The organism is Mesorhizobium sp. YM1C-6-2 (assembly GCF_003666685.1).
Classification (GTDB): Bacteria; Pseudomonadota; Alphaproteobacteria; order Rhizobiales; family Rhizobiaceae; genus Mesorhizobium_K.
On record NZ_RCIZ01000011.1, the window covers coordinates 1 to 22091 of the forward strand.

General features: G+C 62.7%; 30 protein-coding genes, 2 tRNA genes and 1 pseudogene. 15 read left to right on the forward strand and 18 right to left on the reverse strand.

The window, feature by feature from the left end; translation table 11 throughout:
* Positions 1-69: 69 nt before the first annotated feature.
* Positions 70-351: pseudogene (locus tag D8676_RS27075) on the reverse strand (hypothetical protein); the annotation flags it as partial.
* A 1134-nt stretch (positions 352-1485) separates the two neighbouring features.
* On the opposite strand from D8676_RS27075, the gene D8676_RS27970 reads away from it, so the two are divergent.
* From D8676_RS27970 to D8676_RS21865, 3 genes are all read left to right on the forward strand, one after another.
* On the forward strand, positions 1486-1845 hold the full coding sequence (locus D8676_RS27970; RefSeq protein ID WP_121583225.1) for a hypothetical protein: 360 nt from the start codon (positions 1486-1488) through the stop codon (positions 1843-1845).
* Positions 1846-1908: 63 nt separating this feature from the next.
* Positions 1909-2172, forward strand: coding sequence for a DUF1488 domain-containing protein (locus tag D8676_RS21860; RefSeq protein ID WP_121583226.1), 264 nt, complete (start codon positions 1909-1911; stop codon positions 2170-2172).
* A gap of 52 nt (positions 2173-2224) precedes the next feature.
* Positions 2225-2476: a DUF982 domain-containing protein gene (locus tag D8676_RS21865; RefSeq protein WP_121583227.1), complete on the forward strand. Its 252-nt coding sequence runs from the start codon at positions 2225-2227 to the stop codon at positions 2474-2476.
* A gap of 132 nt (positions 2477-2608) precedes the next feature.
* Here the strand turns inward: D8676_RS21865 and D8676_RS21870 are convergent, their stop codons facing one another.
* On the reverse strand, positions 2609-2878 hold the full coding sequence (locus D8676_RS21870; protein ID WP_281034295.1) for a cold-shock protein: 270 nt from the start codon (positions 2876-2878) through the stop codon (positions 2609-2611).
* Positions 2879-3391: 513 nt separating this feature from the next.
* Positions 3392-3622, reverse strand: coding sequence for a hypothetical protein (locus D8676_RS21875; RefSeq protein ID WP_147448237.1), 231 nt, complete (start codon positions 3620-3622; stop codon positions 3392-3394).
* 298 nt (positions 3623-3920) lie between these two features.
* Here D8676_RS21875 and D8676_RS21880 point away from each other — a divergent pair, with 298 nt between their 5' ends.
* From D8676_RS21880 to D8676_RS21890, 3 genes are read left to right on the forward strand one after another with little or no spacing between them, the layout of a single operon-like run.
* Positions 3921-4127 (forward strand): hypothetical protein, encoded by a 207-nt coding sequence (locus D8676_RS21880; protein ID WP_121583230.1) that lies wholly within the window; start codon positions 3921-3923, stop codon positions 4125-4127.
* Positions 4127-4453, forward strand: a complete 327-nt coding sequence (locus tag D8676_RS21885; protein WP_147448238.1) for a hypothetical protein — start codon at positions 4127-4129, stop codon at positions 4451-4453. Before D8676_RS21880 ends, D8676_RS21885 begins: the two co-directional genes overlap by 1 nt.
* Before the next feature lie 38 nt (positions 4454-4491).
* Entirely contained in the window at positions 4492-4677 is a 186-nt protein-coding gene (locus D8676_RS21890) for a hypothetical protein (protein ID WP_245427046.1), read from the forward strand.
* A 32-nt stretch (positions 4678-4709) separates the two neighbouring features.
* Here D8676_RS21890 and D8676_RS21895 read toward each other — a convergent pair whose 3' ends face one another.
* A complete protein-coding gene (locus D8676_RS21895; protein ID WP_121583232.1) occupies positions 4710-4949 on the reverse strand; it encodes a helix-turn-helix domain-containing protein in 240 nt (79 codons plus the stop codon).
* Positions 4950-5065: 116 nt separating this feature from the next.
* Between D8676_RS21895 and D8676_RS21900 the strand changes: the two genes are divergently transcribed.
* From D8676_RS21900 to D8676_RS21910, 3 genes are read left to right on the forward strand one after another with little or no spacing between them, the layout of a single operon-like run.
* Positions 5066-5509 carry a hypothetical protein gene (locus D8676_RS21900; protein WP_121583233.1) on the forward strand — a complete coding sequence of 148 codons (444 nt, stop codon included), beginning with the start codon at positions 5066-5068 and terminating at the stop codon, positions 5507-5509.
* Positions 5506-5958, forward strand: coding sequence for a hypothetical protein (locus tag D8676_RS21905; RefSeq protein ID WP_121583234.1), 453 nt, complete (start codon positions 5506-5508; stop codon positions 5956-5958). Before D8676_RS21900 ends, D8676_RS21905 begins: the two co-directional genes overlap by 4 nt.
* The gene (locus tag D8676_RS21910) at positions 5955-6284 is read left to right on the forward strand and encodes a hypothetical protein (protein ID WP_121583235.1); all 330 of its coding nucleotides are present in this window, start codon (positions 5955-5957) and stop codon (positions 6282-6284) included. The genes D8676_RS21905 and D8676_RS21910 overlap by 4 nt, the downstream gene beginning before the upstream one ends.
* A gap of 280 nt (positions 6285-6564) precedes the next feature.
* Here D8676_RS21910 and D8676_RS21915 read toward each other — a convergent pair.
* From D8676_RS21915 to D8676_RS21975, 12 genes are all read right to left on the reverse strand, one after another.
* Positions 6565-6640: transfer RNA gene (locus D8676_RS21915), tRNA-Phe, on the reverse strand.
* A gap of 132 nt (positions 6641-6772) precedes the next feature.
* Positions 6773-7000, reverse strand: a complete 228-nt coding sequence (yacG, locus tag D8676_RS21920) for a DNA gyrase inhibitor YacG (RefSeq protein WP_121583364.1) — start codon at positions 6998-7000, stop codon at positions 6773-6775.
* Positions 7001-7057: 57 nt separating this feature from the next.
* On the reverse strand, positions 7058-7687 hold the full coding sequence (locus D8676_RS21925) for a Maf-like protein (protein ID WP_121583236.1): 630 nt from the start codon (positions 7685-7687) through the stop codon (positions 7058-7060).
* Between the two features lie 39 nt (positions 7688-7726).
* A complete protein-coding gene (infA, locus tag D8676_RS21930) occupies positions 7727-7945 on the reverse strand; it encodes a translation initiation factor IF-1 (RefSeq protein ID WP_019172992.1) in 219 nt (72 codons plus the stop codon).
* A 91-nt stretch (positions 7946-8036) separates the two neighbouring features.
* Complete coding sequence (locus D8676_RS21935; protein WP_121583237.1) at positions 8037-8492, reverse strand: low molecular weight phosphatase family protein; 456 nt, start codon at positions 8490-8492, stop codon at positions 8037-8039.
* Positions 8489-8974, reverse strand: coding sequence for a UPF0262 family protein (locus tag D8676_RS21940; RefSeq protein ID WP_121583238.1), 486 nt, complete (start codon positions 8972-8974; stop codon positions 8489-8491). Before D8676_RS21940 ends, D8676_RS21935 begins: the two co-directional genes overlap by 4 nt.
* A gap of 3 nt (positions 8975-8977) precedes the next feature.
* A complete protein-coding gene (hisD, locus tag D8676_RS21945; RefSeq protein WP_121583239.1) occupies positions 8978-10270 on the reverse strand; it encodes a histidinol dehydrogenase in 1293 nt (430 codons plus the stop codon).
* Between the two features lie 8 nt (positions 10271-10278).
* Positions 10279-10722 (reverse strand): DUF2948 family protein, encoded by a 444-nt coding sequence (locus D8676_RS21950; protein ID WP_121583240.1) that lies wholly within the window; start codon positions 10720-10722, stop codon positions 10279-10281.
* Complete coding sequence (locus D8676_RS21955) at positions 10694-11209, reverse strand: hypothetical protein (protein WP_121583241.1); 516 nt, start codon at positions 11207-11209, stop codon at positions 10694-10696. Before D8676_RS21955 ends, D8676_RS21950 begins: the two co-directional genes overlap by 29 nt.
* Before the next feature lie 693 nt (positions 11210-11902).
* Positions 11903-13045, reverse strand: a complete 1143-nt coding sequence (gene ampC / locus D8676_RS21965; protein WP_121583243.1) for a class C beta-lactamase — start codon at positions 13043-13045, stop codon at positions 11903-11905.
* A gap of 748 nt (positions 13046-13793) precedes the next feature.
* Positions 13794-15086, reverse strand: a complete 1293-nt coding sequence (gene murA, locus D8676_RS21970) for a UDP-N-acetylglucosamine 1-carboxyvinyltransferase (RefSeq protein ID WP_121583244.1) — start codon at positions 15084-15086, stop codon at positions 13794-13796.
* A 124-nt stretch (positions 15087-15210) separates the two neighbouring features.
* Complete coding sequence (locus D8676_RS21975; RefSeq protein ID WP_121583245.1) at positions 15211-15462, reverse strand: hypothetical protein; 252 nt, start codon at positions 15460-15462, stop codon at positions 15211-15213.
* Positions 15463-15617: 155 nt separating this feature from the next.
* Here D8676_RS21975 and D8676_RS21980 point away from each other — a divergent pair.
* The 3 genes from D8676_RS21980 to D8676_RS21990 all read left to right on the forward strand — a co-directional run bounded on the left by D8676_RS21980 (position 15618) and on the right by D8676_RS21990 (position 16765).
* Positions 15618-15692 (forward strand) — tRNA-Thr (locus tag D8676_RS21980).
* 152 nt (positions 15693-15844) lie between these two features.
* On the forward strand, positions 15845-16234 hold the full coding sequence (locus D8676_RS21985; RefSeq protein ID WP_121583246.1) for a DUF930 domain-containing protein: 390 nt from the start codon (positions 15845-15847) through the stop codon (positions 16232-16234).
* Between the two features lie 81 nt (positions 16235-16315).
* Positions 16316-16765: a GNAT family N-acetyltransferase gene (locus tag D8676_RS21990; protein ID WP_121583247.1), complete on the forward strand. Its 450-nt coding sequence runs from the start codon at positions 16316-16318 to the stop codon at positions 16763-16765.
* Positions 16766-16847: 82 nt separating this feature from the next.
* On the opposite strand, the gene D8676_RS21995 is transcribed toward D8676_RS21990, so the two are convergent.
* Together D8676_RS21995 and D8676_RS22000 are read right to left on the reverse strand one after the other, a co-directional pair.
* Positions 16848-17681: a universal stress protein gene (locus D8676_RS21995; RefSeq protein WP_121583248.1), complete on the reverse strand. Its 834-nt coding sequence runs from the start codon at positions 17679-17681 to the stop codon at positions 16848-16850.
* 220 nt (positions 17682-17901) lie between these two features.
* Positions 17902-18978 carry a DNA topoisomerase IB gene (locus tag D8676_RS22000; RefSeq protein ID WP_245427069.1) on the reverse strand — a complete coding sequence of 359 codons (1077 nt, stop codon included), beginning with the start codon at positions 18976-18978 and terminating at the stop codon, positions 17902-17904.
* A gap of 177 nt (positions 18979-19155) precedes the next feature.
* Between D8676_RS22000 and D8676_RS22005 the strand changes: the two genes are divergently transcribed.
* From D8676_RS22005 to D8676_RS22010, 3 genes are all read left to right on the forward strand, one after another.
* Positions 19156-20505 carry an endonuclease/exonuclease/phosphatase family protein gene (locus D8676_RS22005; protein WP_121583250.1) on the forward strand — a complete coding sequence of 450 codons (1350 nt, stop codon included), beginning with the start codon at positions 19156-19158 and terminating at the stop codon, positions 20503-20505.
* An 18-nt stretch (positions 20506-20523) separates the two neighbouring features.
* Entirely contained in the window at positions 20524-20694 is a 171-nt protein-coding gene (locus D8676_RS27445) for a hypothetical protein (RefSeq protein WP_183097197.1), read from the forward strand.
* Positions 20695-20903: 209 nt separating this feature from the next.
* Positions 20904-22091, forward strand: a complete 1188-nt coding sequence (locus D8676_RS22010) for a succinylglutamate desuccinylase/aspartoacylase family protein (protein ID WP_121583251.1) — start codon at positions 20904-20906, stop codon at positions 22089-22091.

Genomic DNA, 22091 nt, shown 5'->3' on the forward strand with positions numbered 1-22091 from the left:
TGAGACCCGAAACATAATCGCACGGTGGGTCACTTCTCGATGAAAACCCCGGGTCACTTCTCAGCAGCAATCAACAGCTCCACCTTCATTCTCCCAACGTTGAAGTGCTTTCCGCTTTGCGCGAGCCGAGCCAGTTGGAGAGTCGTAACCAACATCAAAGCCCGCTTTTTCAGCCTCGCTGGATATAGCGTCATCCAGATCGGCGTCCGAGATGTCCAACCCAGGAAACATCGTACGGATTGCCCCCAGCGCTTCTGTCCCGGCAAACGGCTTCGCTTCGCTCTGACATTGGTTCAGGAAGCTCGCGATAGCTGCACGGACGTCGGCCGGAATAGAGCGTATGGCTGACATGGCGCAGCTACCAGTTCATTCCATCGCCGACCAGGTACAAAAGGTAGCCAACGATAGCCAACGTCGCGAACAGCAAGAACCAAGACGAGGGCTGCTCGTTCATGCGCTGAATGAATTTCATCTGAGTACTTTCTGCGCTGCTAAGCGCGTCCAAGCTTCGTAAGCGCGGACAGCGAGGGATATCGCGTCAACGACAACACGGCGGGGAACTGAAGGTTCCCTTGGAGCGTCGCGAACGGCACAGTTTGGGCGGACGGAACCGTTGTTGCACCTGGGGCACCAATGTCATTGGAACGTCGGCTGTCAGATAAATTCAAGTTTTTCAGCCTCAACTCCAAGAAAAAACAGCGTACAGAGAAGTGGCGACAAAAACCACGGCCGACAATCTCATTATGAATTGAAAAGCATAAGCGCTCAAAGCGGCCTCCTTTTTATGATTTTTTTTTAGGAGCAACATGACCTACCACATAAACAAGTGACGTGTGGGAATATTTTTTCCCACAAGCCAAAATGAAAGAGGTAAGGTCTCTGCGAAGGCGGGCGGAAAAACTGGGAGAGCTAAGTGCTTTTTATGGTTGTCCCGGTGAACAGACGGTCCGACATGGGATATTGGGTTCAGGCTGACAGTGAAAACCAGGCGAGGCTTTTGGTGTCGCTCAACGTCCCTGGAATGGAGCATGCAGTCAGTTCGATTTTCGCAGACTGCGAACCTGATGAGCGCTTTTCGCCGGGGTATGGCGCCATCACAGGCGGTTCTGGTCAGACATTCACGATCACAAGAAGGCGAGCCAAGACCACGGACTTGCCCTGAAGCAAATCCCTCTGCGCTGGCGACCTCGCTACGATGCTACAGAAACAAAAGTCCTTTTGAGGCACCGGTAAATAGAGGCGGCCCCTTGTTTGGGGCAACTCCGAGCTTATGTGTAAACGAGGCCGATTTGGCTTCGCGGTGTCAGAGACTTCGACCCGCCATTTTTCGCGGCATTCTCGACAAATGATGCAAGTGCCTGGTGTGGCGCTTGTGCCCGTTGCTGCATCTGCTGGCCATCGGGGGGGGCGCGCCCCAAAACACCAGATGGTGCCGATCGCCCCAGCTGATCTCGAAGCCGCACTCGCGAAGGATTACAGGCAACCATGACTTCAAGCTCTATCCGACGCATCACGCGGCGAGAGGTTCCGACACACCTCTTCAATATCGGCCAGGCCGTCCGGTTGAAAGGCGGGCTCCGGGGACCGGCTTTGCCTGCCGATGTCTATTACATCACCGGCACACTCCCGCCGGTTGGAGAGTCACTACAATACCGCATCCGCAATGACGACGAGCGTTATGAGCGGGTCACTACACAAGACAGTCTCGAGCCGGTCGGCACCTCGCAGCCCGGTGGCACAACTCTTATCGAAAGGACGTTAGGCCATGGCCAAGGGGCAAAAACGAAGCAATCGCGAGATCAGAAAGCCGAAACAGGAAAAGGCTCCTCCCAAGCCGGAAAGTAATTTTGGCAATCAGACAAAGCTTGCCGTGACCGCCAACACCTCGCGCGGCAAGGATCCCCGACGGTGACATTGGAGTTTCCTAATCGGAGCCGTAGTTTCGACGAAGCGCGTGACGCCATCCGCTTCATCGGTCATGACGGAATGTTCGAGGTACATTTCTTCGTCGAGACTGCCGCACTGGTACAGCTGGGGAGGACGAAACTATCCGAAACTGATTTCCTCACGGCTTTCGACGCGGCCCGAGGCTCAATCCACGATGTTGCTCGCGAGGCCTATTCTCATGGACGCCGCACGTCCTATACGTTGACCATGGCCGACTTCCGTTAGGCGATTTTGGATGACGCTCGCTTTCACCGTTATTGGGGCGTAGACAAGGCTGATGGAAGCGAAAAAGTTCCGGACCCCTATGGTCATCTTTGGAGCATCACCGATTGGCTTCGTGCTCATCGAGACGATGCAGCAAGCTTCGGACTTCCTTTCCGTCCATCAGTTGAGGAACGACAGTCGAGCTTGGACTGATGCCATGAAGCACTGTTCCGGCCGCGGAAATCTGGACAACGCCAGCGTTGCATTCCTCGCTGCGCTCAAAGGCGCTGGGATCAGCTACGATCCGGCCATCGTCCTGTACTGACAATGGATCGGTCGGGTTGGGCGTCCATTCCCGTTAAACAAAAAAGGCCGGGCGAACCCGACCTTCTCTTCAAACGCCTCTATGGCCAGTGCCAGTACATCCGTGGTCAAAGACCAGAAGCGTGATCTGGCGTCAGGCGGCCTGGATATTTTCGGCGGAACTTTTGCCGCTGCGCTGGTCAGGCACGATATCGAAATTGATCTTCTGCCCCTCGACGAGGGTGCGCATTCCGGCCCGTTCGAGTGCCGAGATGTGAACGAAAACGTCCGGCTGGCCGTTGCCTTGCTCGATAAAGCCGAAGCCTTTGGTTGCGTTGAAGAACTTCACTGTTCCCGTAGTCATGACGATTTCCTTTCTATCGACATAGATAATCGCCGCCTGGCATCGTGCCAAACGTCGCAAACTTCGAAATTGAGCAGGAAGATCGTCTGAGCGCAAAAGCGCGAAACAAAGTTCGAAACCAAGATCGACTTTTAATACGTATCAGAATTTTCTATCATCAACAAGGCTACCGGCTTCTTATTTCTTTATGTCGAAGCCATTTATTTTTGAACTGAATGCCCTGGTCTTAACTTTTGTTGGTGGCCGTTAGGGCTAAATTCTCGGCATGATGCGCGATCGTTGGCCACTTTTCAGGGCGCCGACGGCTGAAAGAGCCCATAGATGCTTTCGCCCCAAGTGCAATGGAGGGCGAAGCCATAGAAAATCTGGTCACCCCTGCTTCCAACAATCGCGTCACAATCGCAGCGACAGCCGGCGAATGGCATGTCTCAGTCCACCAGGACGGCAAGAAGGCGATCATCAGCTTCCTCGTAGAACATCACGCCGTATCCTTTACTGACGGGCAGAAGATACGGCTGAGGCAGGAAGATGGATGCCGTGGGTTTCGTCCAGCGGTGGAGGCCTCGCATCGTCCTACCGCAATTGCGCTTCTATGATCTCCCGAGCAGCTTCGTAAATCGGCTGCACTTCCGGCTCATTGCCCTGGTGGGACTCCAGTAGAAACAGGGCCTGTTCGTAAATCTCACGAACCTCCTGGTCCGCCAGCGTGCCTTTTGCGCCCAGCATGCCGATCAGGGCGGCCAGGATAGCCGCCGATGAAAGGTCACTGGCGGCAAGGGCATCAAGGCGAGGATCACGAGTCATAGCGCACCGTTGGATAGGCATTCTTTGAGGCGCTCAGTGAACATGCCGGAGCTTCGCGCAACGGCTTCCCGCGGGCAAGCGGGATTCACATTCGGCTCGAATCAGCGCTCATATAGACGCCGCGAGGGGCATCTGAAGCGAAGGAAGCTGATGATGCAGACTGACGCAGAACTCCCCGACGAACAGAAGCCACATAGGAAACCTCGAACTGAGGAACAGAAGGCGAAGGCGCGTGAGTGCCAAAGGCGCTGGAAAGAACGGAACCCTGATTATTGTAGGCAATGGCGGCTAGAAAACCGTGAAAAGTATCTCGCTGGACGCCGGGCGTGGCGCCAAAAACACCCTGAAACAACGCGAAAGCAGCGAAGGCGATGGAAGGAAAGACATCCAGAACAAATACGGCTTGAAAAAAGCAAATGGGAAGCCCGACGCAGAGCAGATCCTGTTCGGCACCAAGCGTTCCTACAGCGGTGTAGAGAGCGCTACCACCGCAACGGCGAAGTGATGCGTGCACAACACAGGGCGAGGTGGGCTAGACAATCATCGAAGGCGACGGCCAGACGCTCTCCAGAAGAGATTTTTGGGGAGATCAGCAAAGCTGTTCCTTCGATGTTGCCTCGCCACGTTCGCGACGAAATCATCAGCTCGATGTGCCTCGCCGTTTTGGAAGGGGATCTTCTGATTAAGAACATCAAGGCGGAGGTTCGCAAATACCTAACGGACCACGATCGCGGCAACGATTACCACAGGACGCTTTCTCTGGATGAAACGATGCCTGGTGGTAAAGCGACCTGGATTGAGCGCATCACCGGGGAGGACCTGCCATGGTGATGTGCGCGAAACCAGGCCCACGAAGGGCCATCGCAGATATGATCGAGCATCTTATCGCGCTCCTCGATCAGATCGACGGCGATCCGGATTTCGAACTGGAGCCGATCGAGGAACAATGGGACTTAGAGGCGGATCTAGCCGTAGAAGTTGGGCCGCATCGTGCCTCAATGAACTTTGTACTTGCGGAGATGTCGAGGCGAAAGCGGAAGGTTATCCTGCATTAGGCGGCGTCGAGGCTGGCCGACAACGACCAGCCTCACTGCTTCGCTCGAAGGCGCACGCCAGGGCTCCCATGGTTCAGGAACTCGATGCCATGGCTTTCCAATGCACGCTGAACCGCTTGGACGTTCTGCGCTCGGCCTGCGATTGGCGACGCCCCTGAACCTTCCATAGCACGCACGGTGTTTACGTGTACGCCTGCCGCGTCGGCGAGCGCGGTTTGTTCGACGCCGGCGAGCGCCCGGGCGGCCTTCAGTTGATTGCCTGTTGTCAGCATACACATCCTTTCGATCTAGATATTTATGTATCACACACAGAAACAGGTTGACAACCTACAAACGCCTTTCTAGGTTTTGAACATAGTTAACAGTGTATCAAACACAGGAGCCAGAAATGCCGAACACACCTGTTCGGGCAGCCGCCGAAGGCTTGCCTAAAATCACCCGCCGCCTCCTCCTTCGCACTGGCGTCCTTGCGGGCGCGGCCGTCACGCCGATGGTGATCCCGGCAGCAGCGGAAAGCCCGTCGGATCGGCTGCGCCGCCTTTGCCAAGAGTTGCAGGACGCGCTCGCCGAGTTCTGCGATGGGCAGTTCATGGCGGAAATCTACCCGTCGAACCATCCAACCGAGAGCTTCGCTTTCCATTCTGCCGACGCGTCGCCACAGGAGACGTTAGCTCGGCGCCGTCGCGAAGTCGTCGCAGCAAGCAAGGCTGTTTACCCCGAAGTGACCGACTGGCGTGTCCTGACGCCCGCCTCGCCGGCATGCGAGGACAGCGAGAGCATGGCCGGCATGTTCATGATCGTGGGCCATCGCCCGAAGGAGGTGCAGTCGTGAGCGCGCTCGTCGATCGCCGCCGCCTGCTTCTGGGCCTTGCCGCCGCATCGGCAGCGGCTGCAGCACCTGTTCCAGCCGAAGCCGGCCCGGCCGAAAACCCGGAACTGATCCGCCTCGGCGACATGCTCTCTGACGCCTACACCCGCTACAACAACGCGCGGCATGCTGCCAATGCCGTCAAAGCCACACAGCCCGCCGTCAGCGAGGCAGAATATGAGCCATACTGGCGGGCAGTGAAGGCGGCGGTCAAATCGCTTTGTAGCCTTGTCGCCACAATTATGGATCAGCCGGACGAAACAATGGCCGGCTTGCTCATCAAGGCCGAGGCGCTGGCGACCTTCGGGAACATGACGGACGTTGACCAGGGGTGGGCGATATTCGAGCCCAACAAGTGGCACGGACAAATCGCGGCGTCGATCCTGCGTCATGCAAAGGGAGGCGCGTCATGAAGCAAGCGGCATTCCACCCCGGCCAACTGGTCGTCTGCATCGATGACGAAACGGGTACTATCAATGGAGAGCCTACGACCTTGGACGGTTTGACGAAGGGCACCGTCTACACTGTCAGGTGGTGCGGCATGTTCGTCACTCCCAAGGCTGAGCGGGCGCTAGGCATACGCGTGGCTGAGATTTACCGCGAGTGGAAAGAAGATTGGCCGGAAATACCGGATGATCTGCCATACCTCTCACGTCGCTTCCGACCCGTCGATGACAGCCGACTGGATATCTTCAGGATGGCCTTGACCTCTGTCCCGAAGAAAGTGGCGGTCGAATGAGGCTGCTCGACGGCTTCCTCTGCCTGGCGCACCTCCGCCTTGCCATGTGACACGAGGGCAGGGCAGGCCGGATCCTCGATGTGATCCATGCGCGGCAGTGTCGCCGGCCGACGGGGCCGCTGGTGAGGGGCGGATCCGGCCTCGGCGGTGATTTCATGTCGCGTTCATGTCGCGTCGACTTGCCGAGTGTCAGCGAAAACCGTTGGAAATCAAGGGAAGCCAATTGCAACATGAACGCGACATGAAATCGCCAAGCTTGCTGCTAAGTCATTGAAAACGTTGGTGCCCAGGGCCGGAATCGAACCAGCGACACGCGGATTTTCAGTCCGCTGCTCTACCAACTGAGCTACCTGGGCTTTTTCCCGGGATGGGCGGTGGCCCGCCGGGATATCGAAGGCGGCGCCCTCGGAAAGCGGCTGCGTTATAGCACGGGAAATCGGGCTGTCCAGCGTCCGTGACGGGATTTTGACGATGCGTTTTTAAGTCTGTCAGTCCGGCCCGGATTCCGATGGGTTGGAGCCGTCGGCCGGCTTGCCGTCCTCATCCTCGTCGTCGCGCACGGGGATGGCATAGGCGCCGGTCAGCCAGCGATTGAGGTCGACGTTCTTGCAGCGCGTCGAGCAGAACGGATAGGTCTCGCGCGCGGACGGCCGGCCGCATTCGGGGCAGGGGCGTTTGGGCCTGAGCGGAGTGACGGTGGCGCTGGGAACAGTCATCTGCATGCAGATAATGCGGCTTGGCTCGAAAGCCAACACCGGCTGGGCCGGAACGGATCAGCCTCTGGCGCCCGACAGCCAGTTGAAATGCACCTGGTAGCCGTCGCCGTTGAGCAGCGAGACCGTCTCGTAGAGCGGCAGCCCGACGACATTGGTGTAGGAGCCGACGAGCTTCACCACGAAGGTGCCGGCAAGGCCCTGTATGGCGTAGCCGCCGGCCTTGCCGCGCCACTCGCCGGAGGCCAGGTAGCTTTCGAGCTCGTCGCGGCCGATGCGCTTGAAGCGCACGCGGCTCTCGACCAGCCGCTGGCGGACTTTGCCCGAGGGCGTAACCAGGCAGACGCTGGAATAGACGCGGTGCGTGCGGCCCGACAGAAGCTGCAGCGAGTTCGACGCCTCGTCGATCATCTCGGCCTTGGGCATGATGCGGCGGCCGAGCGCCACCACCGTGTCGGCGGCCAGCACGAAGGAGGGCTGGTAGTCGGCTTCGCTTTTCAGCGAGGCCTGCGCCTTCTCGGCCTTCTGCTTGGCCAGCCGCTTGGCGAGCGAACGCGGATGCTCCGAGCGCAGCGGCGTCTCGTCAATGTCGGCGGGCAGCAGCCGGTCGGGCTCGATGCCCGCCTGCTGCAAGAGTTCGATGCGGCGCGCCGAGCCCGAGGCGAGCACAAGCTTCTGGAAAACACTCATCCGGAGTCCTGACGGCTCTGGCGGCCCCCGCGGCCGTCCCTATTTGAAACGGTAGGTGATGCGGCCCTTGGTCAGGTCGTAGGGGGTCATCTCGACAAGCACCTTGTCGCCCGTGAGCACGCGGATACGGTTCTTGCGCATGCGGCCTGCGGTGTGAGCGATGATCTCATGCTCGTTTTCGAGCTTGACCCGGAACATCGCGTTGGGCAGCAATTCGGTGACCGTTCCCGGGAACTCGAGGACTTCTTCCTTCGGCATTCTCTACCTTTGGTTTGAATGGATTTCCGGAGCGCCGGCCCGGAGTTGCGCGGAACCTATATGATTGTCGCGCTTTTGTGAACACGCTTAATCAGCGCGTTTCAGCAGCGGGATTCTGACCGAAACGCTCCTCTATCCGCGCCTTCAGCCGGTCGCGCATGTCGCGATAGGCGTCGATCTTCTGCTCGCGCGACCCTTGCGTTGCGGTCGGGTCGACCGTCGGCCAGTACTCGACCTCGACGGCGAGCGCGCGGGTCAGCTCGAGGGCGGCATGGTGTGCTTGCGGCGAGAGCGTGACGATGAGATCGAAATAGTTGTCCTCCAGATCGTCGAAGGCCTTGGGCATGCGCTCGCCCATGGACAGGCCTTCCTCGGCGAGCACCGCCTCGACGAACGGGTCGGGATCGCCGACATGGATACCGGCCGAGTCGACGAAGACGGATGCGGGCAGGAGCCTGCGCGCCAGCCGCTCGGCGACGGGCGAGCGCACCGCGTTCATGCCGCACAGGAAAAGCACCGAGCGGGGGAGGGAGGCTGCTGCCGTCATCCGCGCCAGTGCAGCACGCAGACCAGGGTGAACAGCCGCCGCGCCGTGCCGAAATCGACGTCGATCTTTCCGGCGAGCCTGTCCTGCAGGGTCTGCGAACCCTCGTTGTGAAGGCCGCGGCGGCCCATGTCGATCGCCTCGATCTGGGACGGCGTGGAGCTGCGGATCGCGTCGTAATAGCTCTCGCAGATCATGTAGTAGTCCTTGACGATGCGCCGGAACGGCGTCAGCGACAGGATATGGGTGACCACTTCCTCGCCGTTCTCGCGCGAGATGGCGAAGACGAGGCGCGCCTCGACCAGCGACAGCCGCAGCCGGTAGGGCCCTTCGCCGGTGTCGTTCACCGGGCAGAAGCTGTTCTCTTCGATGAGGTCGAAGATCGCCACGGCCCGCTCGTGCTCGACATCCGGCGTCGAGCGGCCGATCGTGTCGTCGAGCTCGACGTCGATCAGGCGCTGGCGCTGGGGATCCGGCCCGCCCATGGCTTACATGTTGAGGCGTATGGAGACGGAACGGCCATGCGCGTCGAGCCCCTCGGCCCTGGCGAGCGCGATGGCCGCCGGCCCGAGCTTGCGCAGTTCCTCCGCGCCGAGCTTCAGCACCGAGGTGCGCTTCATGAAGTCGAGCACGGACAGGCCCGACGAGAAGCGCGCCGAGCGCGCCGTGGGCAGCACGTGATTCGAGCCGCCGACATAGTCGCCGATGGCTTCCGGCGTATGGCTGCCGAGGAAGACCGCGCCGGCGTTGCGCATGCGGGAAAGGAAGGTCTCGGCGTCGGCGAGGGCGAGCTCGACATGCTCGGCGGCGATGCGGTCGACCAGCGGGATCGCGGCGAAGAGATCGTCGACCAGGATGACGCCGCCGAAATCGCGCCAGCTCGCCGCCGCCGTCTCGGCGCGCGGCAGCGTCAACAACTGGCGCTCGACCGCCGCGTCGACAGATGCGGCGAATGCCTCATCGTCGGTGAGCAGGATCGATTGCGCGGAGGCGTCGTGCTCGGCCTGCGCCAGCAGATCGGCCGCGATCCAGTCGGGATCGTTGTCGCGGTCGGCCACGACAAGCACTTCCGACGGGCCGGCGATCATGTCGATGCCGACCGTGCCGAACACCTGGCGCTTGGCGGCCGCCACATAGGCGTTGCCCGGCCCGACGATCTTGGCCACCGGGCGGATCGTCTCGGTGCCGTAGGCGAGCGCTGCGACGGCCTGCGCGCCGCCGACGCGGTAGATCTCCGAAACGCCGGCTAGGTCGGCCGCGACCAGCACCAGCGGGTTGATGACGCCGCCGGACGCCGGCACCACGATCACGATGCGCTCGACCCCGGCGACGGAAGCCGGGATCGCGTTCATCAGCACCGAACTCGGATAGCTCGCCGTGCCGCCCGGCACGTAGAGACCGGCCGCCTCGATCGCCGTCCACCGCGAGCCGAGCTCGACGCCGGATGCGTCGACATAACGGTCGTCGGTCGGCTTCTGGCGCGCGTGATGCGAGCGGATGCGGTCGCGCGCGAATTTCAGCGCCTCCACCGTCTCGGGATCGGCTGCGTCGTAGGCCGCGGCGATCTCGTTCCCGGTGACCGCGATCCCGAGCGCTGCCAGGTCAGCGCGGTCGAACCGCTTCGTGTAGTCGATCAGCGCCGCGTCGCCTTCGGCGCGCACGCGGGCGATGATGTCGCGCACGGTCGCGTCGACATCCGGCGAGGATTCGCGCTTGGTGGCAAGGAAGGCGGCGAAGCGCGTCTCGAAATCCGGATCGGACTGGCGGAGCGTGATGGCCATCTGGTGGGTCAGTCCCTATCGGTCTCGTGGGCGGGACGGGAGGAGGCCTCCCAGGCACCGCCGAGATCGACGAGCCGCGCCTCGATGCACTCTACCTCGAGCCTTATCGTGCCGCCGCCGGCGAAGACGAGGTCGACGGTGCCGGCGGGTGTGTCGGTTGCGGCATAGGTGATCGCCAGCAGCGACAGCACCTCGTCGGACTTGCCGCGGGAAATGCCGGCAAGCTTCGCCGCCAGCACCCGGTCGAAATGCAGCACGCTGTTGCGTCGTTCCGGCTGCGGCGTCGACGCCGTGGCGTCCTTCTCCCAGGCGAAACGGTACATCGGCACGACGAACTGCCTGGAAGCGGCGATGAAGTCGAGGTCGCCGACCTTCATCACCGCATCCTGCACATGGGCGGAGACGATCTTCAGGTCTTCCTCGTCAAGGGCGAGAAGCTTGAGCAGGTCCATGGCCTTGCGCCTGTCCGTTCGGTTTCGGCCTAGTTAGGCGGTCTTTGCGGGGCGCGCAACCGGGCTTTCCCGTCTTCCTCGCCGGCTCATGGCCTGGCGTGACGCCAAGCTGCCGGCAGGCGAATGCATGGAGCGCCGCCTGCTCGCGCTCCCGGCAGAGCGCCGAAAGCTCGATGCCGGCGGCCATGTCCATCAGCGTGTCCAGCAACGCCTGAGGCCAATGCTCCCGGCATGCCGGGTCGGCGGCGTCATCGGCATGGCAGAGCCCGGCGCGGCGGCATTTTCTGCGGTCGCAGTGCGCAGGCAGGCCCGCCGTCGAAGCCAGCAACTGCACCGCCACCAGCACCTCGGTACGCGGCCGCGACCGTGGTTCGAGGTATTCGGCCAGGCTAAGCCTGAACGCCTCGGCCTCGGCCGTGACGGATTGCAACTGCTCCTCCAGGTAGTGGTTTTCCAACCTCAGCTGCCTCAGCTCTTCCGTGCTCATGCGTGCATTCCTCCTTGGTGAACAGGCGCGTTCCATCATCGCCACGCCTGCCTTCGCATCTGGCCGTTGAAAGAAAGTCGGGAAGACGGGAGGGTCGTGACCACCAGTCTAGTTTTGTAATGGGTGGTCGCTCGACCCAGCCTGACCCCTTGGCGTCAGGCGACGGAAGGCTTTGGGCCTCCGCCCCCGTCCGGTGGCTGTCGCCGCTTTCGGCCGGGCACACGTCCTGTCGGCCACGAGATACTCCAGTGGTCCGGGACGTACGGTGCTCCGTCTGCCTCCGTCGCAGAGCCGACCGGTAATCTGGCCGCCTCCGCCGGGCATGCCGGCCTGTCGGGCGCCCTCGGGACCGTGGAACCGCTTCCACGGGTGGGAGGTCACCGCCGCCCTCCCCGTCATCCGGTCCATGACCCGGGTTCCCGCGAGGGCGATGCCAGCGATTATGCGGGAGCCCAAATGGGTGTGAATGAACAGGCTCGAAATTTTTTCGAGATCGAGTGAAATCAACGGCTTGGCGGAGATCTGTTTCCACATGTTTCGCCTGAAATCACGGGATCTTGCCGCTGCCCGGCATCCGTGAAGCCAAGCTCGACCGCTACGGCCCAGCCTTCCTGGCGGTGATCGCCGAGCACCGATGACGAGTCGGCTGAGGCAGAAGCCGGTTCCGACTCAATCTGGCTCCAGCCTTCGTCGCTATTGCGAAAGCAAGGCCTCGATCAGCGAGTAGGTGGCTTTGACACGCGCCTCGTTCGGGTAGTTTCTGTTCGCAAGGACGACGATGCCGAGGCCTTCGCCCGGGATCATGGCCACGTATCCGCCGAAGCCGTTGGTCGAACCGGTCTTGTTCAGGATGACGTTCTTCTGGGGTGAGAGGGGTGGGACGATCTTTTCAGCAGGCTGCGGCTTCAGAATGAAGTCATAGCCGTTGCCCGATATCATCGTCTCCAGGTCGGCCGGCCAGGGATATTGTTCCCAGATCATGGCCTGCGTGAACTTGGCGGTTTGAAGCTGACCCTCCTGCGTCCGCTCGACCGCAGCCCTGAGTTCTTCCGACGCCTTTCCGCGTCCAAGCTCGACATCCAACACCTTGAGCATGTCACGCGCACTCGATTTGACGCCGTAGGCTTCATCATCCAGGACGCCCGGCGTCACGCGGATCGGCAGGTCGGTCTTGCGATCATAGCCGAAGGCATACCGGTCCATGGCTTTTTCGGGCACATCGATCCATGTGTTCTGCAGATCGAATGCCGGGAAAAGGACCGTCTGGGCGGCTTGGCTGTAGTCCATTCCCATGGCGTTCGCGGAGATGTAGCCAAGCATCCCGATGCTGATGTTGGAATAGCTCCGCGCTCCCGGCTGCCCGGGTTGCCACTCCTTCAGCCAGTCCACCAGCCCGTTCACGTCGGAGACACCGTCCGGCACCTGGAGAGGCAATCCGCCGGAACGGTGGGTAGCCAAATCCATCAGCGTCAGCTCGTCGCCGATAGAGCAGGCGTTGGAGCACACATGACGAGCGACCGTATCGCCGAGGCTCAGCTTTCCGCGTTGTTCAGCCAGGGCAGCCAGGGTGACGTTGAAAATTTTGCTTATGGAGCCGAGCTCGAAGAGCGTGTCCGCAGTTACGGGGCGGCTGTCGGCCCGAGACGCCAGGCCCGTCGCGTAGAAGTCGTGCTCGCCGTTTCTCGTCACACCCACGACGAGGCCCGGAATATCGTATTCCTCGATGACGGGAGCGAAGGCCGAACTGGCCCTGGAGGCGAAGTCGCCGGCGATCGCGACCGAAGCCATGGCGACAAGGATCGAGGCCGCGAGAGCCGTGCGCCGCAGAATAATCATTCGTATATCTCCCAAGCTTGAAACTTGCGGCGCGCCCAAATGATGCGGCGGGCGGGATTGTGCCTACGCCGAAACTCAATCGAGGGGGAGGGCACGGCGCCGTCAGATCGACGGTCGCTCGACGACCGAGCGCTCAGTGAATTTTTCTTTGAAAGATTTGCGGTAGATCTTGTGGACGGTAAAACATCGATGCCTCTCCTGTTTCTGCGAGAGCATCGTGCAATTGGTCGGATACGATCAAGTGCCCGGTTTGTTGTTCGTCCCTTGCGATGTGGCTTGTACCGAGACACGAGGGAATGTGAACGTAGAAATCACAATGGTAGATCAAAGTTATGTCAGGCTTATCAATCTTGCTTGTTATATTTGATCTATGGATATCAATGCATCTAACTCGGTCAAATGGTATAACCCAAGAGTATTTTTCAATATGATTTCTGCCTGAGTGTATGGATGCTGGGTAGAATTGTATGCGATCTTCGGGTGTAAACTTTCTTATTATTTTTTGCCAGACATCATCCACCAGAGGCGGCCCTTCATTTACGGGCGGACAGTGCAGCGCCTGTAAATCAGAAAAATGGGAACGGTGAGCTCGAAAACGTGCGGGTCCCCTAGCCGGATCAAGCGGTCTGCCCCAAAATGTCTCGTACACAGGTATGGGCGACTTGTAATCAAATTCCGCCGCGTTAGCGCCAGACTGAAAATACCATACCCAAGTCATCTGTGGCCCACGATCCGATAACCTGGAGCCTCAGCCGGACAGGCGTTCGACGACCGCGCCGCAGTTGGAGAGCTTGTCCTCCAGACGCTCGAAGCCGCGGTCGAGATGGTAGATGCGGCTGACCGTCGTCTCGCCTTCCGCCGCAAGGCCGGCGATGACCAGCGACACAGAGGCGCGCAGGTCGGTCGCCATGACGGGCGCGCCCTTCAGCCGCGACACGCCCTCGACGATCGCCGTCTGCCCGGCGAGCGAGATGCGCGCGCCGAGGCGGGCAAGCTCCTGCACATGCATGAAGCGGTTCTCGAAGATCGTCTCGGTGATCTTCGACTGGCCGCTCGCCATGGTCATCAGGCCCATGAACTGCGCCTGCAGGTCGGTCGGGAAGCCGGGGAAGGGCTCGGTCGTCACGTCGACGGCGCGCACGCCGTTGCCGTTGCGCCTGACGCGGATGCCGGCTTCCTCCTGGCTGATCTCGGCGCCGGATTCGGCGAGGATGTCCATCGCCCGCTGCAAAAGGTCCACGCGCGCGCCTTCGAGCAGTACGTCGCCGCCGGTCATGGCGACCGCCATGGCGTAGGTGCCGGTCTCGATGCGGTCGGGGATGACGCGGTGGCGCGCGCCCGACAGCGAATCGACGCCCTCGATGGTGATGGTCGAGGTGCCGGCGCCGGTGATCCTAGCGCCCATCGCGTTCAGGCATTCGGCGAGGTTGACGATCTCGGGCTCGCGCGCCGCGTTCTCGAGCACGGTCTCGCCCCTGGCGAGCGCGGCGGCCATCATCAGCACATGGGTGGCGCCGACCGAGACCTTCGGGAAGACGTAGCGGTTGCCGACCAGCCGGCCGTTCTTGGTCTTGGCGACCACATAGCCGCTCTCGACGTCGAGCTCGGCGCCGAGCGCCTGCAGCCCGTCGAGGAAGAGGTCGACCGGACGGGTGCCGATGGCGCAGCCGCCGGGCAGCGACACCTTCGCCTCGCCCATGCGGGCAAGCAGCGGGCCGATGACCCAGAAGGACGCCCGCATCTTCGACACCAGCTCGTAGGGGGCGGTGGTGTCGACGATCTGCCGGGCGGAAAAATTGATGGTGCGCGAATAGCCTTCCTGCTGCTTTTCGCGGCGTCCGTTGACGGAATAGTCGACGCCGTGATTGCCGAGGATGCGGATGAGCTGCTCGACATCGGCGAGGTGCGGCACGTTTTCCAGCGTCAGCGTGTCGTCGGTGAGGAGCGAGGCGATCATCAGCGGCAGGGCCGCGTTCTTGGCGCCCGAGATCGGAATGCGGCCGTTGAGCTGGTTGCCGCCCTTCACCCTGATGCTGTCCATGAGACTATCCCCCGCCGGCAAAATCCGGCTCCGGTTCCAAAAAAGCCCCTCTAAACCATCAAACCAATCGGTTCAAGGAACAGCGTTTCGCCGCCGCCGCCGGCCGGCGGAAGCGAAATTTTCGTCAGCCGCCGCGCTCCTGCCCGGACGGCGCCTTGCCGTTCGCCCCGCCGGGCCGGGCGGCGCCGATGCCTTCCGGCCGCTCGTCGGCGCCGCCGGTGCGGCGCGAGCGCGCCTGCGCCTTGCGGCGGGCGAGATTGGCGCGCAGCTCCTCGGCGAGCCGCGCCTTGCGGTCCGTCTTCCCCGCCGGACGCCCGGCTGCCGGTTCAGGCGTCGGCCCGGCCTTGCCGGCCCCGGATGTCCCGGACTTGGTCATGTGAAAATCCCGTCCTGCCGAAGAAGATCGGCGCAGTCCAAAAAAGCAGGGATCATTGTGGCCTTGTCGTGGCGTCAACCGCAACCCCGTCGGCATGACAAGACATGCCTTGCGCTGGCCGGATCGATATGGCAGAAGCACGCCGCATTCGCGACGCTGCCGTAGCTCAGTGGTAGAGCACTCCCTTGGTAAGGGAGAGGTCGAGAGTTCAATCCTCTCTGGCAGCACCATTTTTCCGCTGAAGCTTGCCTGATTCGAGCGCGACGGCCAGGGCCGCCGTCGCCCACGGGATTTTCTTTGCCGGAAACTGGCGCTAAAAAGCCTGCCGTCATCATGTCGCCGGCCCGGACAGGGCCGGGAATCCGTTGCGGAGGGCTTGATCATGCGCAAATTCTGTCTCGCCGCGGCGGCGGTTGCCGCGGCCGTCTCGCCGGCCAGTGCGCTCGATGCAAGGATGAAGGCCGGGCTTCTGGCGCTCGATCCCGCCACGCGGCTGGAGCAGCGCTGCGATGCCGAGGTCGCCGACCGCATCGCCAGCGAGAACGAGCATTTCGATCCGGACAAGGTCATCGCCTACGCGACCGGAGAGCCGAAGATGGCCGGCGACGAGATCAAGACGCGCGGCGGCGCCTTCCGCAGCAAGGGCGAGTGGTACCACGTCGACTACAAATGCCTGACCGCGCCCGATCACATGCAGATCCTGTCGCTGCGCTACAGGATCGGCGACAAGATCCCCGAGGGCGACTGGGATCAGTACAATCTCTATCCGTGACCCCCATCTCTATCCGTGAGTCCGATGGGCTGAAGGTCCGCGGGCTGGCGTTCCATCGCTGACGAGGGCAGGGAAAGAAAAATGTCCGACATCGTGATCCGGCCCCTGCAGGCTTCCGACCAGGCGGACTGGCGCCGGCTGTGGACGGCCTATCTCGAATTCTACAAGGCGACGGTGCCCGAAGAGGTCTATGCGACCACCTGGCGGCGGCTGTTCGATCCCGGCGAGTTCGAGCCGAAGGGGTTTTTGGCGCTGGTCGACGGCAAGGCGGTCGGCCTCGTCCACTATCTCTACCACCGCAGCTGCTGGTCGCTGGTGAACAATTGCTACCTGCAGGACCTTTTCGCCGATGCCGCGGCGCGCGGCGCGGGCGTCGGCCGGGCGCTGATCGAGGCGGTGCAGGCGGAAGCGGTCAGGATCGGCGTCGCCAATGTCTACTGGATGACGCACGAGACCAACGAGACCGCCCGCCGCCTCTACGATCGCGTCGCCAAGCGCACCGGCTTCATCGAATATGATCTGCTGCCGTAGCCCGGAATGAACGATCCGGCTTCCGTCCTGCAGCGATTCCGGACGGAGAATCGCTCCTCCGCTTTCGCCGGGATTGCCTTACTCAGTGCGACATCAGTACCGGCAGGCGTAGATCGTCGAGCGTGCCCTGGGTGGCGCCGCCGAGCACGAAGTCCCTGAGCCGCGAATGGCCGTAGCCGCCCATGACAAGCATGTCCGCGCCGGCGGCGACGGCGTGCTCCTGGAGCGTCACCGCGACCGGGCAGTCCTCCGCCTCGATGGTCAGGGCTTCGGCCGCGAAGCCGCGTTCGCCGAGGCCGCGGGCGAGCCGCGCGCCGACTTCCTCCGCGAGCGGCTTCTCGCCGACGACGGTCAGCACGTGGATGCGCGACGCCCGCTGCAGGAAGGGCAGCGCGTCGGCGACGGCGCGGGCGGCGGTGCGGGTGCCGTCCCACGCGATGGCGATGCTGGCGAAGCCCTGCCGCGCGGCAAGCTCGGGCAGGACGAGCGTCGGCCGTCCGGCGCCGAAGATCAGCGCTTCGGCGGTCATGCGCGACGTCGGATTGCCGGCCTCCCAGCCGGCGAGCGCGAGATCGTGGTAGCGCGCATGGGCGACCGCCTGATCGCCCAGGAGGGCGATGGGGCCGGCCTCGACGCCGGACTTCAGCGTGACGCCCTGCCGGGCCGCGACGGCCGCCACCTTCTCCAGCAGGCGGTCGCCGTGCCGCTTGCTCGTCGCCTCGGCGTCACGGATCAGTTCCGGCACGTTCATCAGGAAGCCCGACAAGGCGCTGGAGGGAACCGGTATGTCGGCATTGAAGGCGCGCGCATGGAGGGTGGCGCCCAGCCACTCCGCGACCGCGACCGCGTTCTCCGCGACCGCCTCCGAATTCGGGTCGGGGTGGGTGACGAGAGGAAGAAAGGCCTGCAGTTTCATCATCGTCTCCTGACGCGCCGTGATACGGACACTGCGCCGACAGCGTAGCGCCTCCGCTCGCGGGACACCAGCATCGGCGGTCGCTTCACGAAACGACGAAACCGGCGACTGGCCCCGCTTTTCACGGACAGCTGTAGCGGCGCGCACGGCGCCGCGCTTTGCGCTGGATCAATTAGCAAAGGCGAGGGTCGTCCCGCCGACTGCCGCCGGGCGGACGAGTTCAGGCGGCGCGCGTCTCCAGCCAGCGCAGCACCAGCGCTTCCTCGTCGTCTAGGCCCTTGAGCTTGCGGCGCGATCTCCTGGCCTCGGCCAGCTCGTCGGCGAGCCGACCCTTCGCCCAGGACTCCATGACGCCTGGGTGGATGTAGCACTGGCGGCAGACCGCGCGGGTGTTGCCGAGATTTTTTGCGACCTCGTCGATGACGACGTTCATGGCGCGCGCGATGCCGGCCTTGCTGTCCGGCACCGGTACCTGCGCGAACAGGGAGAGCGCGCGGACCGTGCCGCCCCACGTCCGGAAATCCTTGGAGCTGAAATCGCTGCCGGCCGCCTCGCGGATATAGTCGTTGACGTCCTGCGAGTTGACGGCGCGGCGTTCGCCGCCGCCGTTGATGTACTGGAAAAGATGCTGGCCGGGCAGTTCCTGGATGCTGCGCATGATCCTCGCCATGCGCCGGTCCACCAGCTTCAGCTTCCATTCCTTGCCGGACTTGCCCTTGAAGGCGAAGCGCAGCTTGGCGCCTTCGACCTCAACATGGCGCGTCCTCAGCGTGGTCAGGCCGAAGCTCTTATTGTCGCGCGCATAGACGCCGTTGCCGACGCGGATCATCGTGTTGTCGAGCAGCCAGACGATCGAGGCGACGACGCGTTCGCGCGGCAGCTCGCGCCGCCGGAGGTCGGCGTCGACCTGCTCGCGGATCTTCGGCAGCGCGCGGGCGAAGTTATGGAGGCTGGCATATTTCACCTCGCCGCGGCTTTCCGACCAGCGCGGGTGGTAGCGGTACTGCTTGCGGCCGCGCTGGTCGCGACCGGTCGCCTGGATGTGGCCGTCCGCGTCGGCCGAGATCCAGACGTCGGCCCATGCCGGCGGAATGGCGAGCGATCTTATGCGGCCGAGCGTCCCGGCATCGGCGACCCGCTTGCCGTTGGGGCGGAGATAGGAGAACCCGCTGCCGGCCTTGCGTCTCCGGATGCCGGGTTCGGCATCGCTGACATAGGTGAGCGATATCCGCCGGGCCACATCCTCGGCCGCCTGGCCGCGGCCATCGTCGCCGTTCACAACCGCTGTTTTCTGCAACACCGAAACTCTCCTGGCCGACCAGCCGGCGCGGCAGGGATAATCGGGCGGGGGGTGCAAGGTTCCGCATATGGCCTGAGGCGCCGCGTTGAAGGCACCGGGTGATTTCCCTTGCGTCACCTTACCCTTCTGTCCATATTGATTGAACGGTCATTCAATATAGAGGGAGGGAAAGGCATGCGAAAGCGCGTAGGTGCGATGTGCAGGGCCGCCATGGGATGTGTGGCCGCGTCGGCGATGGGGTACGTCCTGGCTTCCGCCGCCCAGGCCGAGCCGATCACCTTGAAGGTGATGAGCTTCAACATCTGGTACGGCGGCGAGCAGACCAACTTCGCGGATGTCGTCAAGGTGATCCGCGACGCCGATCCCGACATCGTCGGGGTGCAGGAGCCGGACGACAACCTGGCGCGGCTGGCCCAGGAAACGGGTCTCGTCTACTACGACCAGCGCAGGAACATCATCTCGCGCTATCCGCTTTTCGACTCCGGAGCCGGCGAAAGGACGAAGCCGGGTACGGACGGCTACGGCATTGCCGGACTTGACCCTGACGCCGTCCATGCCTGGGCGCTCGTAGGTCACAACAAGGTCGTGGCGGTAGGCAATACCCACCTGACGTGGGAGCCCACTTATGGGCCGGACATGGTTGCGGAGGGGAGTTCCGCCGAGGATGTCGTCGCGGCGGAGAACCAGTCGCGGGGCGTCGAGGTGAAGCCTCTCGCCGAACTGGGCAGGCTGGGGAAGTCGGGCATTCCGGTATTCGTCACCGGCGACTTCAATTCGCCCTCGCATCTCGACTGGACGGCGGCAATGCAGGCGGTGCGGCCGGCCGTGAAATATCCGCTCCAGTGGCCGGTCACGGTCACCATGGAGGCGACCGGTTTCCGCGATTCCTATCGCGAGGCGTTCCCCGACCCAACCAAGAAACCCGGCCTGACCTGGCCGCTGGTGGCCGATCCCGCCTTCATGTCGGAATGGGCGCATGACCGCATCGACTACGTTTTCACCGCCGGTCCCACCAAGACCCTCAAGAGCGAGATCATCGGCGAGGTCGGCGGCAAGGACGTCGACGTCGAGGTCGAGCGTTATCCCTCCGATCACCGCGCGGTCCTTTCGACCTTCTCGGTGGAGCCCGCGGACGCCAAGCCGATGATTTCGGTCCAGCCGAGGCGCGTCATGCAGGGCGAGCGGTTCTTCATCCGCTACGCGCTGCCCGGTGCGAAGAGGTTCACGGCGTTGGTGGTGCCGCGCGACGGAAAGCCGGAGCAGGCGCTGACCGGGGTCAACGACGAGACCACCGGCTATCGAAACGGCATAAGACTGTCGACGCTCGGCATTCCCGCCGGCAACTACGATGCGTTGCTGCTCGATGGCGAGAATGTCGTGGCGAAGACGCGTTTCTCCGTCGCCGATCCGGATCTCGACGCGGCCCTGGTCATCGATCAGCCGGAGGTCGCCAAGGATGCCGAGACGATCGCCGTCCGCTGGTCCGGCGCGCCGGGCAACCGCCACGACTGGATCGGCATCTAAAAGGCAGGCGACCCCGGCATGATGAACTATTTCCACTATCAGTATGTCGACGCCAGGTTCGACGGCGAGATGGATGTGAAGCTCACCAACTGGGGAGACCCTCTCGAGCCGGGCGACTACGAGTTGCGCTTGATGAACGACGACGCCTATGTCCTGCTGGCGAAGATGGCGTTCACCATAAAGCCGTGACCGCGCAACCGAGCCGGCGCGCGCCGGCTCGGCTGGCCTTATTCCGGTAAGCCGTCCGGAAGCCGGGCAAGGTTCGTCTTGCCCGGCCATGTAAAATTCATCGAAATATTAATGTCGTGAAAGCGCGGGAAGGTACTATACCTTCAACATCGACTGCCGAGATCGTTCGGAGCGGTCGACAACGCAGCCTATCCAGGGAAGGCGCCTGCATGCCGAAAAAATCCAAGGAAGTCCTCGATCGTCGCGATTTCATGATCGCTTCGATAGCGACTGTCGGCGCCTCCGCCGCAATCGCCGTCAGCACCGGCGGCGCAAGCGCCCAGGAAGAGGCGGCACCGGCCGCCGGGTCGCAAGGCACGGTCTATACCGGCGATGTCATCCAGGGGAAGAAGGTCATCAGCGCGCTCGACGTCGGCGACCTGGAGCCCGGCAGGCACAACCTCTACTTCCAGGGCGTGCAGACGGTCACCGGCCAGCACTGGTATGTGTCGGTGATCGTGGTGAAGGGCGCGAAACCGGGCAAGCGCGTCGTGCTGACCAGCGGCGTCCACGGCGACGAGATCAGCCCGATCCACATGATACAGACCGTCGTCGACCAGCTCGATCCCGCGCAGATGTCGGGGTCGGTTGTGGCAGCCGTCGACATTTCGGGTCCGGCTCTCGAAGCGATGGCGCGGCGGTGGCCGAATTCCGGGCGCGGCATAGACCTGGTCGACATGAACAGGCAGTGGCCGGGCCACGAGCACGGACCGAACGCCGCCTCGCGGCATGCCTGGCTGGTCTTCAACAGACTGCTGAAGCCGAACGCCGACTACGCCATCGACTACCACACGTCGACGACGGGCATGGACATGACGGCGTTCCATCTGGCGCGGCTGGACCTGCCCGAGGTGCGGGCGATGGCCGAGCTCTTTCCCATCGATCAGATTTTCGACAATCCCGCCTATCCCGGCCTGCTGTCGAATGCGTTCATCGACGCCGGCATCCCGGCGTTCACGCCCGAGATCGGTGCGCCGCGCAAGCTGGACCTAGCCATGATACCGCTGTTCGTGGAAGGCACGATGAACGTGCTCAAGCATCACGGCATCATCACCGGCCCGATGGGCCGCACGGGCAAGGATAGCGAGATCTTTGTCGGCAACAGCGCCACCGGGGTCCTGGCGACGCATGGCGGGTTCGTCGAACTGCTGGTGAAGCTGAACGACAAGGTCGAGGCCGGCCAGAAGGTCGCCATCCAGCGCAATGCGTTCGGCGAGGTGGTGGCGGAATACACCGCGCCGAAGGCTGGCGAGATCGCCGCCCTTCGCACCGACGCAACCTCCGAACCCGGAAACGGACTGGTGTCCATCCTCTACGACAACACCCCTCCGGTGGGCGGCGACACATACACCGAATAG

Coding starts and splice junctions, on each gene's coding strand:
- infA (WP_019172992.1), bottom strand. CDS start 7,945: ATGCCGAAGGAAGAAGTCCTCGAGTTCCCGGGAACGGTCACCGAATTG.
- D8676_RS22010 (WP_121583251.1), top strand. CDS start 20,904: ATGCCGAAAAAATCCAAGGAAGTCCTCGATCGTCGCGATTTCATGATC.
- D8676_RS21910 (WP_121583235.1), top strand. CDS start 5,955: ATGAAGCAAGCGGCATTCCACCCCGGCCAACTGGTCGTCTGCATCGAT.
- D8676_RS21895 (WP_121583232.1), bottom strand. CDS start 4,949: ATGCTGACAACAGGCAATCAACTGAAGGCCGCCCGGGCGCTCGCCGGC.
- murA (WP_121583244.1), bottom strand. CDS start 15,086: ATGGACAGCATCAGGGTGAAGGGCGGCAACCAGCTCAACGGCCGCATT.
- D8676_RS21940 (WP_121583238.1), bottom strand. CDS start 8,974: ATGGGCGGGCCGGATCCCCAGCGCCAGCGCCTGATCGACGTCGAGCTC.
- D8676_RS21925 (WP_121583236.1), bottom strand. CDS start 7,687: ATGAGTGTTTTCCAGAAGCTTGTGCTCGCCTCGGGCTCGGCGCGCCGC.
- D8676_RS21890 (WP_245427046.1), top strand. CDS start 4,492: ATGATCGAGCATCTTATCGCGCTCCTCGATCAGATCGACGGCGATCCG.
- D8676_RS21990 (WP_121583247.1), top strand. CDS start 16,316: ATGTCCGACATCGTGATCCGGCCCCTGCAGGCTTCCGACCAGGCGGAC.
- D8676_RS27445 (WP_183097197.1), top strand. CDS start 20,524: ATGATGAACTATTTCCACTATCAGTATGTCGACGCCAGGTTCGACGGC.
- hisD (WP_121583239.1), bottom strand. CDS start 10,270: ATGGCCATCACGCTCCGCCAGTCCGATCCGGATTTCGAGACGCGCTTC.
- D8676_RS21885 (WP_147448238.1), top strand. CDS start 4,127: ATGCGTGCACAACACAGGGCGAGGTGGGCTAGACAATCATCGAAGGCG.
- D8676_RS27970 (WP_121583225.1), top strand. CDS start 1,486: ATGACTTCAAGCTCTATCCGACGCATCACGCGGCGAGAGGTTCCGACA.
- D8676_RS21935 (WP_121583237.1), bottom strand. CDS start 8,492: ATGACGGCAGCAGCCTCCCTCCCCCGCTCGGTGCTTTTCCTGTGCGGC.
- D8676_RS21985 (WP_121583246.1), top strand. CDS start 15,845: ATGCGCAAATTCTGTCTCGCCGCGGCGGCGGTTGCCGCGGCCGTCTCG.
- D8676_RS21900 (WP_121583233.1), top strand. CDS start 5,066: ATGCCGAACACACCTGTTCGGGCAGCCGCCGAAGGCTTGCCTAAAATC.
- D8676_RS21955 (WP_121583241.1), bottom strand. CDS start 11,209: ATGAGCACGGAAGAGCTGAGGCAGCTGAGGTTGGAAAACCACTACCTG.
- D8676_RS21875 (WP_147448237.1), bottom strand. CDS start 3,622: ATGACTCGTGATCCTCGCCTTGATGCCCTTGCCGCCAGTGACCTTTCA.
- D8676_RS21865 (WP_121583227.1), top strand. CDS start 2,225: ATGGAAGCGAAAAAGTTCCGGACCCCTATGGTCATCTTTGGAGCATCA.
- D8676_RS21995 (WP_121583248.1), bottom strand. CDS start 17,681: ATGAAACTGCAGGCCTTTCTTCCTCTCGTCACCCACCCCGACCCGAAT.
- yacG (WP_121583364.1), bottom strand. CDS start 7,000: ATGACTGTTCCCAGCGCCACCGTCACTCCGCTCAGGCCCAAACGCCCC.
- D8676_RS21950 (WP_121583240.1), bottom strand. CDS start 10,722: ATGGACCTGCTCAAGCTTCTCGCCCTTGACGAGGAAGACCTGAAGATC.
- ampC (WP_121583243.1), bottom strand. CDS start 13,045: ATGATTATTCTGCGGCGCACGGCTCTCGCGGCCTCGATCCTTGTCGCC.
- D8676_RS21975 (WP_121583245.1), bottom strand. CDS start 15,462: ATGACCAAGTCCGGGACATCCGGGGCCGGCAAGGCCGGGCCGACGCCT.
- D8676_RS22005 (WP_121583250.1), top strand. CDS start 19,156: ATGCGAAAGCGCGTAGGTGCGATGTGCAGGGCCGCCATGGGATGTGTG.